This is a genomic window from Mangrovactinospora gilvigrisea (assembly GCF_001879105.1).
In the GTDB taxonomy this organism is placed as follows: Bacteria; Actinomycetota; Actinomycetes; order Streptomycetales; family Streptomycetaceae; genus Mangrovactinospora; species Mangrovactinospora gilvigrisea.
This window is the reverse complement of the sequence record NZ_MLCF01000082.1, coordinates 16663-29368: the sequence shown is the minus strand read 5'-3', so window position 1 is coordinate 29368 and position 12706 is coordinate 16663. Positions and strand designations below refer to the sequence as shown.

Genomic DNA, 12706 nt, shown 5'->3' with positions numbered 1-12706 from the left:
GCCCCCGCACCACCCCGATCGCCGTCATGTCCCCGGCCGCGAACACCGCCGTCGGCGCCCCCGCGGTCGCGGGATCGCCCACGCCCATCTCCAGCAGCCGGCCGGCCACCCGCTCCCCCGCCGCCACCGATCCGTCCCCGCCCGGCAGCGTCAGCGCCGGGTCGATCGCCAGCCCCGCCGCGGCCAGCGCCGAGTGGTAGCCGTCCCGCCGCGCCCGGCTGCACTGCAGCCCCGCCGGCCCGGTGGCATGGGCGATCCGCCGATGCCCCAGCCCGATCAGATGGTCCGTCGCCTGCACCGCCCCGTGCCAGTTGGTCGCGCCCACCGACGGCAGCCGCGGATCCGGATGCCCCAGCGCGTCCACCGTCACCACCGGCGCGCCCAGCGTCCGCAGCCGCGCCAGATGCTGCGGGTTCTGCTCCGTCAGGACGGCGATGACGCCGTCGCTGCGACGCGCCGTCAGCCGCTCCAGCCACGCCCGCGGCGCCGTCCGCGGATTGCGGACGGCCGTCACCTCGGTGCCCATCCCGTGCTCCTGGGCGATGCCCTCCACCGCCGCGACGATGTCGCCCACCCGGTCCCCGTCGAGTTCGGTGAAGACCAGATCGACGAGGCCCGCGCGCTCGCGCTGCCTCCCCGGCCGCCGCGCATAGTTGTGCTTCGCGATGAGCCGTTCCACCCTCGCCCGCGTTTCATCGGCGACCTCGGCCCGCCGATTCAGCACCTTCGAGACGGTCGGCACCGAGACCCCCGCCTCGCGCGCGATGTCGGCGATGGTGACCCGGCGCGGCCCCGTCTCCTGCGAATCCCCCGCCCCCGCGAATTCCCCGCCGACCAAGCCCGTCGACCTCCCTCGGTCCATGGCGCCCCCCTTCATGCTTCATGACTACCCGCCAGGGTAGCGAGTTTTTCCTCTCAACAATTACGCATTATTCCAAGGCAATTGCCGCGTGCAGTACGCCGCGCGACCGAGTATTTGCGGTCCGTGATTGCCCTGTTCGTTTGGGCACCGAACCGGGTCGCGTTGGGCCTAACGGAGTTTCAGAATCCGCCGGAAGCCGAGTTCGTATTTATCCAGAGCGACGGACGGGACGCGCGGTGTTCAGGAGGCGAGCTGGGAGAGGGTGTAGATGAGCAGGCCCGCCATCGACCCGACCACCGTGCCGTTGATCCGGATGAACTGCAGGTCGCGGCCGACGAAGTTCTCGATCTTCTTCGAGGTCTCGATCGCGTCCCAGGCCTTCACCGTGTCGGTGATCAGCGAGGTGATCTCCTTGCGGTAGGTCCCGACAAGGTAGGCGGCCGCGTCCTCCAGCCAGCCGTCCGCCTTGCCCTGCAGGTTGGGGTCGGTGGAGAGCTTCTCGCCGAAGGACTGGATGCCGGAGCGGACGCGCACCCGCAGCGTGCTGTCCTCGTCCTCGGCGGCCTCCACCATCAGGGTGCGCACCGACGTCCACGCGGAGCGGATCAGCTCCTGCACCTCGGGCCGGGAGAGCACCTCGATCTTGAGCCGCTCGGCCTTCATCATCGTGTCGGGGTCGTTGCGCAGCTCGTTCGCGAAGTCCTGGAGGAAGCTGTCGATCGCGGCGCGGCTGGCGTGCTCCGGGTCGTCCCGCACCGCGGTGACGAACCGCAGCACCTCCTTGTAGACGCGCTCGCCGACCTTGCGGTCCACGAACTTCGGCGTCCACCCGGGGGTGTCGTTGAGAACCGCGGCCATCACGTTGTCCTGGTGGGTGACGAGCCAGTCGTGCGCCTTGCTGAAGACCAGGTCGACGGCGCGGTGGTGGCCGCCCTCGGAGACCATCTTCTCCAGCAGCTCGCCCAGCGGTCCGGCGACCTGCTGGGCCGAGGCCTTGCGGGTGATGGACTCGCCGACGATGTCCTGGATGTCCTCGTCCTTGAGGATGGTCAGCGCCCCGCGCAGCGCGGAGGCGGCCTCCTTGGTGACCCGGGCGGCGCTCTCCGGCTTCGCCAGCCAGCCGCCGAGCCGCGAGGAGATCCCGGCCGAGCGCAGCCGCTGGCGGATGACGGCCTCGGAGAGGAAGTTCTCCCCGACGAAGTTGCCCAGGCCGTCGGCGAGGGCGTCCTTCTTGTTGGGGATGATCGCGGTGTGCGTGATGGGGATGCCGAGCGGGTGCCGGAAGAGCGCGGTGACGGCGAACCAGTCGGCGAGCCCGCCGACCATGCCGGCCTCGGCGGCGGCCTTGACGTACCCGGCCCAGCCGCCGGCGCCGGCCCGCTCGGCCCAGAACGCGAGGACGTAGACGATGGTCGCGAAGACGAGGAAGCCGCTCGCCACCGTCTTCATCCGCCGCACCCCGCGGCGCCGCTCGGCGTCGGCCTCGGCGGAGCTGCGCGAGGCCATCGTCCGCGGGGGCGCCGACGGGGGCGGAGGCGGCGGGGGCGACGGCTCGGGGGCGGGCGCGAGGGCGGGCGGTGCGTCGTTGACGCGGGCGGTCGCAGTGGAACCCAGCGCGGCGGGGCCGCGCTCGTCCGACAGCTTCTCCGACTCTTCCACGACGTCATTCTCCCCCGGCGACCCCCGGTCCCGGAGGGATCGCGCCCCGGAGTTTTCTCAGGGCGCCCCTGAGGACCGAGGGGCCGGCCGGGCCCGTCCTCAGCGGGAGCGCAGCACGAGCAGCCGCCCCTTCGTCGGGTCGACGGTGAAGGTGCCGCCCGGCTTCAGCTCCACCGCGTCCTGGAACCCCTCGATCGCCGGGGACTCGACGCCCACCGGGGCGAACCCGAGCGCGTCCGCGTCGAACGTGAGGGTGACCTCCGCCGGCTCACCGGCCCAGCTGGCGACCGCCACCACCGCGGAGCCGTCCGCCGCGTCCAGCCAGGTCGTGCAGAGCACATCGTCGCGGCCGGTCCGCACCGGCGCGGCGCCCTCCACCCACCAGCCCCGCATCCGCGCGTCCGGCAGGCCGTGCTCGTCCCAGAACCGCCACAGCGGGCGCGGGTCGATGCGGGGCGCGCGCCCCGTCATCCCGAAGAGCATGCCGCGCCACGGGTTGCCGCCGCCCTCCAGCATCTCGCCGGTGAGGCCGAACGCCAGGCCGGAGACCTCGACCAGCCAGTAGGCCGGGTCGGTGCCGTCGTAGTCGACGTACTCGCCGAGCCACAGCCGGTCCACGTACGGCAGCAGCTCCAGATAGAGGTTGGTCGAGGAGGCCCAGCCGTCCTTGGGGTTGCACTGGTTCGCCGAGTGCAGGTCGATCAGCGGGTCCGGGCGGTGCCGCTGCAGCGCGGCGCGGGTGCGGCGCAGGGTGTCCCGCTCGAAGGCGACGTCGTCGAGGTAGAGGCCGTCGATGCCGCACTCGCGGGCCAGCCGCTCCACCGCGCGGACGTAGAACCCGGCGAGCGGGCCGCCGTCCTCACCGGTCGTCACCACCGCGACGTCGTCGACGTTGGGGGCGTGCCAGCCGGGCACGTAGTCCTCGCCGAGGTGCTCCTGCAGCCAGATGTGGCCGCCGCCCGGGCCGGGGGCGATCGCCGTGCCGCCGAGCGAGCGCAGCGCGTGGATCTCCGGCGAGCGGGTGGTGAGCTCCCGCACCGTGTTGTAGATCTTCAGCCGCAGCCCGGCGGCGTGCGCCTCGTCGGCGTGGGCGCGCAGCCGGTCCGCGGTGAGCAGCGGGTCGTTGATGAACGGCGCGGGCACGGTGGCGTGGTGGACGTTGGCGACGGTGGCGCCGAACTCCGCGACCTCGGCGGCCGGCGCCGTCCCGTGGAAGTAGCGCTCGCGCAGCTGCCGGCCGTGGTCGACGGGCTTGAACGGGGTGAGCAGCAGCCGCACGGTGAAGAGCGGGCCGGGCTCGCCGGCGGTGAGGGTGAGGGCGCCGCTGCGCGCCTCGATCAGGTAGCGGTCGCCGTCGGCGCGCAGCCGGACGTCGCCGCGGCCGCCGTTGCCCCAGGACTCGGGCTCGTTGAGGGGCCGCTCGCGGTAGTAGTTGGTGTTGAGCGGGCGCCGGTAGTTGCCGCCGCGCAGCTGCACCTGGACGCCCGCGGGGACGTCGCCGACCCAGACGGCGTCCTGGTTGTGCTCGGCGGTCTTCCAGGTCCACGCGTGCTCGGCGGGCGCGGGCTGCCCGGTGAGGCCGAGGCCCATGGCGTAGCGGGCGGCGGCGCGGCGCAGCGGGACGGTGAGGACCACGCCGTCGGGGAGTTCGGCGGGCGCGCTGCCGGGGGCGCCGGTGTGCGCCAGGCGGTAGTCGAGGCGGAGGCAGCCGTCGGGGTCGAGGCGGGCGTCGAGGGTGGCGCGCACGTCCGTCCCGTCGGCGGCGGACTCGGCGCGCCAGACGGCGGAGCCGCCGCCGGCCGGGTCGTCGTCGGGGGTGGGCGCGGGCGCGGCGGCCAGCCGCAGCGCACGGCCCGTCAGCTCGACGGGCCCGGCGAGGAGTTGCCGCTCGGGGCCGTCGGTGGAGGAGAGGTCGGCGCTGAAGGCGGTGGCGACGGCGGCAGGCAGGCCGTCGGCGCCGAGGGTGACGGTGCGTCCGAGGATGCCCAGGGTGTCGCCGTCGATCCGGACCGGGGTGTAGGGGGCGACGGGTCCGTCGCCGCCGCGCCGCTCGGCGGGGGCGAGCCAGCCGAGGCGGGTCATCAGCTCGGGTTCGCCGGCGCCGCCGTCCTCCACGGTCTCGGCGACGACCTCGAGGCGGACGTCGACGGTGGTGCCGGCGACGGTGACGCTGCCGCGGTGCTCGCCGGGGTCGGCGTCGGCGGGGACGGGGACGACGACCCAGAAGACGGCGAGCCGGCGGCCGGGCACCGCCGCGTCGGGGTTGGGGGTGAAGGCGGGCCAGGGGAAGCGCAGTTCGGGGCTCGCGGCAAGCGCGGCCTCCGGGGCCGGGTTCCAGACGGCGACCTGGAAGGCGTACGCCTCGCCGCGCCGGGCGGTGCCGGCGAAGGCGCCGCCGGGGGTGCGTCCGGCCCAGGCGGCCGGCAGGTGGCGGACGGTCTCCACGGGGCGGGTGCGGTCCTCGGCGAGGACGACCGGGCCGCCGCCGGCGGCCTCCTCCAGGGCGCGGACCTCGTCGGGGGTGGCGGTGAAGCCCATCGGGGCGAAGCTGTCGTGCGCGGTGGCGGCCTCGTAGCGGACGGCGGTCGCGACGGGCAGGGCGTCCGCGGCGTCCTCGCCCTCGCCGCCGAAGCGGAAGTGCGCGGCGCGCCACTCGGGGCGGGCGGTGTCCCGCCAGGGGCGGTAGGAGGCCTGCGGGTACCAGGCGGAGCCGAGTTGGGCGTGCGGCAGGTAGTGGACGTGGTACTCGCCGGGGCCGTCGACGGGCTCGAAGGCGATCCGCCCGCGGGCGCGGGTCACCTCCAGGCGGACCACGTTGCGCACCCGCCGCCCGCTGGCGGCGGAGACGACGGCGAGGCCGGCCTGCCGCGGGTCGGCGTCGCGGCGGCGCCAGGGCACGTCGGCGGTGACGGCGCCGCCGGGGGCGGCGCCGTCCGGGGCGAGGACGGTGATGCGGTGGTTCCCGTACGCCTCGGCGTCCCAATCACCGACGCCGCACGCCAACTCGGGATGGGTCTGCGTCACCCGGAATCACTCCTCATTGCCCAGTCGTGCTCAAACCAGTCATGCTCAAAGTTGCACGCCAGTCTTCGTCACCGCGCAATAAAGCGCAAGATCCCCTCGGCCTCCCGCCCCACTCGGCCCACTCGGCCCCCTCAGCCCCGTGTCCGCGCCTCCGCCCAGATCGTCGACGTCCCCTCCCGCATGCTCTCCCGGCACCCGTAGACCGGGGTCTCCTTGCGCACCGCGTCCATCGGGCGCCCCGGAACCAGCCCGTCCGCCGCCGGCGCGAGCGGCAGCCGGGCCGTCACCGAGACCCTCACCCCGGCGCCGCGGGCCCGCTCCGCGACCCGCACCCGGCACGGGCGGCCGTGGAACCACTTGAAGGTGTCCAGTGCCAGCGCCTCGGCGATCCGCCCCGCGGTTGCCGCCCCGGGGCGGCCCCGCAGCACCCGCTCGACCCATCGGCGGACCGCCCTCGGATCGACTCCGTCGGGCAGGTCCAAAACCTCCGAACGCATGTCCAACTTCCGCCGCCCCCAATCTTTTTGACCCCGCGACAGATTGCGCTCACCTAGGTACTAGGTTTGTCCTGCGTACCTAGCACGTCAAGCGGAACCATCCTTACGAGGAGGCCGGAAATGACGGGCAGGCCGGTCTACCAGCAAATTGCTGATGACCTTTCAGAACAGATCGTCAATGGTGTGTTGACCCCCGGTCAGCGCATCCCCTCGCGGGCGGAGTTGAAGAGCCTCTACACCGCCAGCGACCAGACCGTCGACCGCGCGGTCCGCATCCTGAAGACCGCCGGACTCGTCGAGGGGCAGTTCGGCCGCGGCGTCTACGTCCGCGACACCACCCTCTTCGGCGCACTGCGCCGCTCCCCCGCCGCGCTGAGCACGGAGCACGCGCCGTTCGCCGCGGACATGTCCGAGCAGGGCCGGAAGGCGAGCTGGGAGTCCTCCTCGCTCACCACCACCGCCACCGCGAAGATCGCCGCCCGGCTCGGCATCCGCCCCGGCGACCAGGTGATGTGCACCCAGTACGAGTGCACCGCCGACCGGCAGCCCGTCCAACTCGCCACCAGCTGGGAGCCGCTGGCGATCACCGAGGGCACCGACGTCCTCTTCCCCGAGCGCGGCCCCTACGCCGGGCTCGGCGTGCGCAACCGGATGGCCGCCATCGGCATCAGCGGCCTCACCGCCCGCGAGCTGGTCGGAGCCCGCCCGGCCAGCTCCGACGAGGCGGAGGCGCTCGGCTGCCCGCCCGCCTCCGCGGTGCTCGCCATCGAGCGCACCTACGTCGACGGCAGCGGCCGCCCGGTGGAGACCGCCGACCTCGTCGTCCGCGCCGACCGCTGGCGTCTCGCCTACGAGGCGTGACCGCACGGCCGGCAGGGGCGCGGGGAACCGCGCGAGTGAGCACGGACAACCGCGACTCGGCGAACGTCCACGCGCCCCACCGCACCTACCCGTTGTCCACCAAGCCGCCGTTCGCCAGCTCCAGCGGGCCCGTCCCCGCCGCGTGCGCCTCCAGGCTCAGCGCCACCCGGCGCGCCAGCGTGCCCGGCAGCCGTCCCGGCAGCTCGGCGACGGGGAAGAGCCGCCACTCGTCCAGCTCCTCCGCCTGGAGCCGGATCGACGCCAGCTGATCCGCCGTCAGCACCCCGCCGTCGTAGGTGTGCGAGACCATCGGCGGGCGGTACGGCGCCGTCGACCAGTCCACCGACAGCAGCCGGCCCGGCGCCAGGTCGAGCCCGATCTCCTCCAGCGTCTCGCGCCGTGCCGCCTCCCTCGGCAGCTCGTCCTCGTCCGACTCCACCGAGCCGCCCGGCAGCAGCCACACCCCGTCCGCCAGGTAGTTCGGCCGCACCAGCAGCACCCGGCCGTCCTCGTCCCGGAAGACCACCGCCGCCGAGGTGAGCACCTTGGGCCGCTCCGCGATGTACGCGGTGTAGGTGAGCAGCCCGTTGGGCCCGGGCTCGCGCGCGTGGAGCCGGCCCTGCTCCAGCGTCGCGCTGCGGCCCGAGCGGCGGGCGTGCAGGGCGGCCTCCAGCCGGGCCCGCTCCGGGCCCTCCGGCAGCCGCTCCGCGGCCTGCCCCGCCGGGACGAACTCCGCACCGGGCAGCGCCCGGACGGCGGCCAGCTGCGCCTTCGTCGGCGGGTCCACGTCGTAGAGGAAGACCAGCCGGCCGCCGTCCGGCTCGCTGTCCATCGCCAGCAGCGGGCCGGCCGCCCGGGACGTCACGCCCAGCCGCTCCCGCAGGCCGCGCACCAGCGCCCGGGCGGGTGTCTCGCCGGGCAGCGCGGGGACCGACGGCAGCGACCCGCCGAGCAGCAGGACGGCGCCGGAGGCGTCCGCCAGCACCGCCACCGCCAGCGGCGCCGGGACGCCGCCCGCCACCGCCGGGACCTCGGAATCCGCCGCCGACCGCACCTGTTCGCTCACCGTTCGCCTCCCGGACGCCGCATGTCACTCGATGGGACGGAAGCCTCCCGAGGGAACCGCCCCGGGCTCACGGTATCCGGGCGGGGCACGGCAGTGGCCGCCGATGTTCGCGATATCGTCCCCGGCATGAGTTCCACCACCGTCACCCAGGCCGTGATCCTCGCCGGAGGCACCGGCTCCCGGCTCCGGCCCTACACGGACGACCGCCCCAAGGCGATGATCGAGATTCCGGGCACCGGACGGCCGATCATCGCCCACCAGTTGGACTGGCTGGCGGAGGAGGGCGTGACGGACGTCATCGTCTCCTGCGGGCACCTCGCCGAGGTGCTGCAGGACTGGCTCAAGGAGGCCGAGCTGCCCGCCGGCCTGCGCGTGCAGACCGTGGTGGAGAGCGAGCCGCTGGGCCGCGGCGGCGGCCTGAAGTTCGCCTCCCGGGCGCTGCCCCGGCCCGCGGAGCCCTGGTACGCCACCAACGCCGACATCTGGACGCGCTTCAGCCTGCGCAAGATGTCCCGCTTCCACGCCGAGCGGAGCGCGACGGCGACGCTGGCGCTGGCCCGTCCGCGGATCCCGTGGGGCGTGGTGGAGACCGACGACCGCGGGCGGATCACCGACTTCATCGAGGCGCCGCCGACGCCGTGGCCGGTCAACGCCGGCATCTACGTCTTCTCCCCGGACTTCGCAGGGCTGCTGCCGGAGCGCGGCGACCACGAGCGCACCACCTTCCCGCAGCTGGCCCGGGAGCGGCGGCTGGCCGGGTTCGACATCCCGGAGGGCATCTACTGGCGCGCGATCGACAACGCCAAGGACCTCCGCGAGGCGGCCAAGGAGCTGGCCGCGCACATGGGCTGACGCAGCGTCCGCCGTCCGCGGGCGCGCCCCGGTAGCATCCGAGGGCAGGACAGGGAGACCTACGTCACGGAGCGGCGGGAGCGGCGATGCGCAGGACGACGGGCGGCGGCAGCACGGCGGGCTCGAGGAGGCGGCATCCGCGGCCGACCGACCCGGAGCTGGCGACCCGTCAGGATGTCAACGACGCCATCGAGACGATGAGCGAGCGCTTCGCGCTGGGCACGGCGTTCGGGGAGGCGCGCAGCGCGTCGGAGGAGCGCCAGGTGGTGGTCGCGGGCGTGGTGGACGCCGCGCTGGAGGTCTACGACCTGACGGGGATGGAGGTCGACCCCCGGGACATCCTGGCGGCGTCCTTCACCGCGGCCGGCAATGTGCCCGGCCAGGGGCGCCGGAAGGCAGCGCTGGCGGAGGTGACGGGGTGGCTGAGCGTGCTCGGCAAGCCGCGCCTGGAGGGCGCGGAGACCCGGTCGCTGGAGCAGCTGGCGGCGCGGCGGCGGCGGGTGCGGTGCTACGGCATCTTCGTGGAGCCGGTCGCGGTGGACTTCTGGGCGCGGTGGCGGGAGGCGCTGTCCGCGGAGGCGGACGGGCTGGCGGCGGCGTGGCCCTCCGGGGAGGTGCCGGAGTGGGAGCCGGACACCGGGCTGGGGTACACGCTCGCCCGGCAGGACGTCGATCTGGCGCGGCTCTCCGCGGAGATGGGCGACCAGTGGGAGTTCCGCAAGGGCGCGGGCCCGCGCCCGCTGCCCATCGACGCCGACGACCAGGCGCTGTAGCGCTCCGCGCTTCTCCCTGTTCGCCGCTCCTCCTCCCCGGCACCCCACCCGCCCTGCGGGCGCGGAGCGCCCGCGGGGAGGGACCGCGGGAGGGCCCGCGGGAGGGGCCGCGGGAGGGGCCGCGGGAGGGGCCGCGGACGGCGGCTGCCGTCACGTCGCCTGGGCCGGGACTCCTCGGTAGAGGCGGGCGATGACGTCCTCGATGTCCGGCTCGCGCACCGACAGGTCCACCAGCGGATACCGCTCGGCCACCGCCGCGACCAGCGGAGCGGCGCTGCGCCCCGCCGGGAACGCCAGCCACTGCCGCTCCCCGTCCCCCTCGCGCCGCACCACCCGCGCGCCGTCGACGTCGATCGCGGGCGAGGGCCCCGCCAGGTCCACCACCAGCGTCCGCTCCGCCCCGTCCGAGCCCTGCAGCCCCTCCAGACCGCCGTCGTAGACCACCCTTCCGTGGTCGATCACCATCACCCGCCGGCACAGCTGCTCGATGTCCTGCAGGTCGTGCGTGGTCAGCAGCACCGTCGTGCCCCGCGCGTTCACCTCCGCCAGGAACCGCCGCACCGTCGCCTTGCTGAGGATGTCCAGGCCGATCGTCGGCTCGTCCAGGTACAGCACCTCCGGGTCGTGCAGCAGCGCCGCGGTGATGTCCCCGCGCATCCGCTGGCCCAGCGACAGCTGCCGCACCGGCGTGTCCAGCAGCGGCCCCAGCTCCAGCTGGTCCACACACCGCCCCAGGTTCTCCTCGAACCGGTCCTGCGGGATCCGGTAGATGCGCCGCACCAGCGTGAAGGAGTCCCGCAGCGGCAGGTCCCACCACAGCGTGGTGCGCTGCCCGAAGACCACCCCGATCCGCTGGGCGAGCCGCACCCGCTCCTTCTGCGGGTCGACGCCCGCCACCCGCAGCCGTCCGGCGCTCGGCGTCAGAATGCCGGTCAGCATCTTCACGGTGGTGGACTTCCCGGCCCCGTTGGGACCGATGTAGCCGACCATCTCGCCGCGCTCGACGCCGAAGGTCAGTCCCTCGACCGCGCGCACCTCGTCCTTCGTCCGGGTGAAGCGCCCGCGTTTGCGCCGCACCGTGAACGTCTTCTCCACGCCCTCGAGTTCGATGAATGCCATCGTCTGCTCCTCCCTCTCCGTCAGCTGCCGGTCGATCGATAGCCCCGCACCGCCGCGCGCCACGCCAGCGCCGCGATCCCGCAGAAGGCGCCCGCCACCACCGGCGACAGGAAGTGCGTCCAGGCGGGCAGCCCCAGCGGGTCGGGCTTGCCCAGCACGTACAGCGCCGGCCACCAGTCGACGAAGGCCAGCGGGATGACGAAGACCGCGCCGCGCACCATCTCCTTGGCGAAGACGGTCGGCGGGTACTGCGTCAGGTAGTTGCCGCCGTAGGTGAAGGCGTTCTGCACCTCGGCGGCGTCCTGCGCCCAGAACTGGAAGGCCGCGCCGAGCGTGAAGACGCCCTCGAAGATGGCCGTCCCGCAGATCAGCATCACCGGGATCATCAGCGCCCTGCCCCAGGTCCAGTGGACGTCCGCCGCCACCAGCCCGTACACCAGCACCCCGCCGGCCTGGATCAGCCGGTTGAGGCGGCGCAGCGCGAACTGGTCGGCGGCGGCCTGCGGGTAGAGCCGCACCGGCCGGACGAGGAAGGTGTCGAGCGAGCCGTCCCGGATCCGGGAGCCGATCTTCTCGATGCTGCCGAAGAGCAGGTCGCACAGGCCCAGCGCGGTCCCGGACGCCCCGTAGAGCAGCGCCACCTCGGGCAGCGAGTAGCCGCCGAGCGCGGGGACGTTCATGAACATGAAGACGATGCCGATGAACTCCACGCCGTTCACCAGCAGGCCGACCACCACGACCAGCACGAAGTTCAGCCGGTAGACGAGCGCCGAGCGCGCCCACATGCCGGCGACCGCCAGATAGGCGGAGACGGGGTTGAGAGGCCTGACGGCCCGGATGTCAGCCACCCTGGAACACCACCTTCCGCACCGCGGTCGCGGTGACCAGCCGTCCGAGGGCCAGCAGCACCGCGGCCCACGTCACCTGCAGCGCCAGCACGCCGCCGAGCCCGCCCAGCGAGGCGGTGGTGCGCAGCAGGACGTCGATGGGCAGCTGCTGCATGCCCGCCCAGGGCAGCAGCATGGCGATCTGCTTCAGCGCCCCGGGGAAGATGTTGAGCGGCAGCAGCTGGCCCGAGAAGAACATCCCGAGGATCCCGGCGGCGGCCTGGGTGCCGCTGGTGTCGATCAGCCAGAAGCCGCTCAGCGCCACCAGGTAGCGGACGGAGAAGCTGACGAGCAGCCCGAGGAAGGCCGACAGCAGGAAGGCGAGCCACACCAGCGGATCGCTCGGCAGGCTGAGGTGGAAGGCCAGGGCGCCGACCACGGTCGGCGGGATGCCGCGGGCCAGGAACTGGAACGCGGCACGGCCCAGGTCGGTGGCGAGCCACCAGGTCTGCAGGTCGACGGGCCGGTAGAGGTCGACGGAGATGTCGCCGCTGCGGATCCGTCCGATCATGTCATCCGTCGCGCCGCCGCCGAAGACGGCGACCACGGCGAAGAGCGACTGGCCGATGAAGACGTAGGTGAGGGCGTCGGACGCGGTGTAGCCGCCGAGGTGCGGGCGGACGTTCCAGAGCGCCAGGTAGGTGTAGGCCATGATGAAGCCGAAGACGGTGTTGGTGAACACCCCGGCGATCGTGGCCGCGCGATAGGTCGAGTACCGCCGGAAGGTTCCGGCGGCGACGGTTCGGTAGAGCCGGGCGGCGTGCAGCCGCATGAGGGAACAACCCCCTTAGGAATCCCACAATATGACCGTTTGTCGGGCATGCTGCGGCCGCACGAGTCCGCGGTCCCGGTGATCCCGGGACTCGGCGGGCACGCGCACTTGCCCCTCGCCTCACGGAGACGGGGGGTGTGGGTGGCCCTGAAAAGGGCGCCGCAGCTGTGCAGTTCGCTTCTCGCTCGCAGAGCGAACGCCGAGGCTATCGCATGGCCCCGGAACCCCGCACCCCATTAAGGCGCCCCGGCGCCCGCCGCGGACCGCGAGGCGGTCCGGTTCGGGCGCCGGGGCGTGCGGAGGTGCGGCCTTGCTCCGAAGCGGCCAACCGCGC

General features: G+C 73.8%; 11 protein-coding genes. 3 read left to right on the top strand and 8 right to left on the bottom strand.

Annotation, left to right across the window (positions count from 1 at the left end):
• The 4 genes from BIV57_RS15540 to BIV57_RS24620 form a co-directional block, all read right to left on the bottom strand.
• On the bottom strand, positions 1 to 838 hold an 838-nt coding region (locus tag BIV57_RS15540), incomplete at its 3' end, for a LacI family DNA-binding transcriptional regulator (protein WP_071657406.1).
• Between the two features lie 264 nt (positions 839 to 1102).
• Complete coding sequence (locus tag BIV57_RS15535) at positions 1103 to 2368, bottom strand: DUF445 domain-containing protein (protein ID WP_071657413.1); 1266 nt, start codon at positions 2366 to 2368, stop codon at positions 1103 to 1105.
• Positions 2369 to 2620: 252 nt separating this feature from the next.
• Positions 2621 to 5545, bottom strand: coding sequence for a glycoside hydrolase domain-containing protein (locus tag BIV57_RS25225; RefSeq protein ID WP_071657405.1), 2925 nt, complete (start codon positions 5543 to 5545; stop codon positions 2621 to 2623).
• A gap of 131 nt (positions 5546 to 5676) precedes the next feature.
• Complete coding sequence (locus BIV57_RS24620) at positions 5677 to 6042, bottom strand: hypothetical protein (RefSeq protein ID WP_071657404.1); 366 nt, start codon at positions 6040 to 6042, stop codon at positions 5677 to 5679.
• Between the two features lie 120 nt (positions 6043 to 6162).
• On the opposite strand from BIV57_RS24620, the gene BIV57_RS15520 reads away from it, so the two are divergent.
• A complete protein-coding gene (locus BIV57_RS15520) occupies positions 6163 to 6903 on the top strand; it encodes a GntR family transcriptional regulator (RefSeq protein WP_071657403.1) in 741 nt (246 codons plus the stop codon).
• A gap of 85 nt (positions 6904 to 6988) precedes the next feature.
• On the opposite strand, the gene BIV57_RS15515 is transcribed toward BIV57_RS15520, so the two are convergent.
• A complete protein-coding gene (locus BIV57_RS15515; protein WP_071657412.1) occupies positions 6989 to 7486 on the bottom strand; it encodes an NUDIX domain-containing protein in 498 nt (165 codons plus the stop codon).
• Positions 7487 to 8095: 609 nt separating this feature from the next.
• On the opposite strand from BIV57_RS15515, the gene BIV57_RS15510 reads away from it, so the two are divergent.
• Together BIV57_RS15510 and BIV57_RS15505 are read left to right on the top strand one after the other, a co-directional pair.
• The gene (locus tag BIV57_RS15510) at positions 8096 to 8821 is read left to right on the top strand and encodes a nucleotidyltransferase family protein (RefSeq protein ID WP_071657402.1); all 726 of its coding nucleotides are present in this window, start codon (positions 8096 to 8098) and stop codon (positions 8819 to 8821) included.
• An 86-nt stretch (positions 8822 to 8907) separates the two neighbouring features.
• Positions 8908 to 9594, top strand: a complete 687-nt coding sequence (locus tag BIV57_RS15505; RefSeq protein ID WP_071657401.1) for a hypothetical protein — start codon at positions 8908 to 8910, stop codon at positions 9592 to 9594.
• A gap of 150 nt (positions 9595 to 9744) precedes the next feature.
• Here BIV57_RS15505 and BIV57_RS15500 read toward each other — a convergent pair whose 3' ends face one another.
• Genes BIV57_RS15500 through BIV57_RS15490 form a run of 3 tightly spaced genes read right to left on the bottom strand, consistent with a single transcriptional unit; the run spans position 9745 to position 12372 of the window.
• Positions 9745 to 10713 carry an ABC transporter ATP-binding protein gene (locus BIV57_RS15500; RefSeq protein ID WP_071657411.1) on the bottom strand — a complete coding sequence of 323 codons (969 nt, stop codon included), beginning with the start codon at positions 10711 to 10713 and terminating at the stop codon, positions 9745 to 9747.
• A gap of 20 nt (positions 10714 to 10733) precedes the next feature.
• Positions 10734 to 11498 (bottom strand): ABC transporter permease, encoded by a 765-nt coding sequence (locus tag BIV57_RS15495; RefSeq protein ID WP_079170361.1) that lies wholly within the window; start codon positions 11496 to 11498, stop codon positions 10734 to 10736.
• 55 nt (positions 11499 to 11553) lie between these two features.
• On the bottom strand, positions 11554 to 12372 hold the full coding sequence (locus tag BIV57_RS15490) for an ABC transporter permease (protein ID WP_071657399.1): 819 nt from the start codon (positions 12370 to 12372) through the stop codon (positions 11554 to 11556).
• Positions 12373 to 12706: the final 334 nt, after the last annotated feature.

Bases quoted from the DNA above. Each gene is read 5' to 3' on its own strand.
- BIV57_RS15490 (WP_071657399.1), bottom strand. From the start codon at position 12,372: ATGCGGCTGCACGCCGCCCGGCTCTACCGAACCGTCGCCGCCGGAACC.
- BIV57_RS15535 (WP_071657413.1), bottom strand. From the start codon at position 2,368: ATGGCCTCGCGCAGCTCCGCCGAGGCCGACGCCGAGCGGCGCCGCGGG.
- BIV57_RS15510 (WP_071657402.1), top strand. From the start codon at position 8,096: ATGAGTTCCACCACCGTCACCCAGGCCGTGATCCTCGCCGGAGGCACC.
- BIV57_RS15500 (WP_071657411.1), bottom strand. From the start codon at position 10,713: ATGGCATTCATCGAACTCGAGGGCGTGGAGAAGACGTTCACGGTGCGG.
- BIV57_RS24620 (WP_071657404.1), bottom strand. From the start codon at position 6,042: ATGCGTTCGGAGGTTTTGGACCTGCCCGACGGAGTCGATCCGAGGGCG.
- BIV57_RS15520 (WP_071657403.1), top strand. From the start codon at position 6,163: ATGACGGGCAGGCCGGTCTACCAGCAAATTGCTGATGACCTTTCAGAA.
- BIV57_RS15505 (WP_071657401.1), top strand. From the start codon at position 8,908: ATGCGCAGGACGACGGGCGGCGGCAGCACGGCGGGCTCGAGGAGGCGG.
- BIV57_RS15495 (WP_079170361.1), bottom strand. From the start codon at position 11,498: ATGTGGGCGCGCTCGGCGCTCGTCTACCGGCTGAACTTCGTGCTGGTC.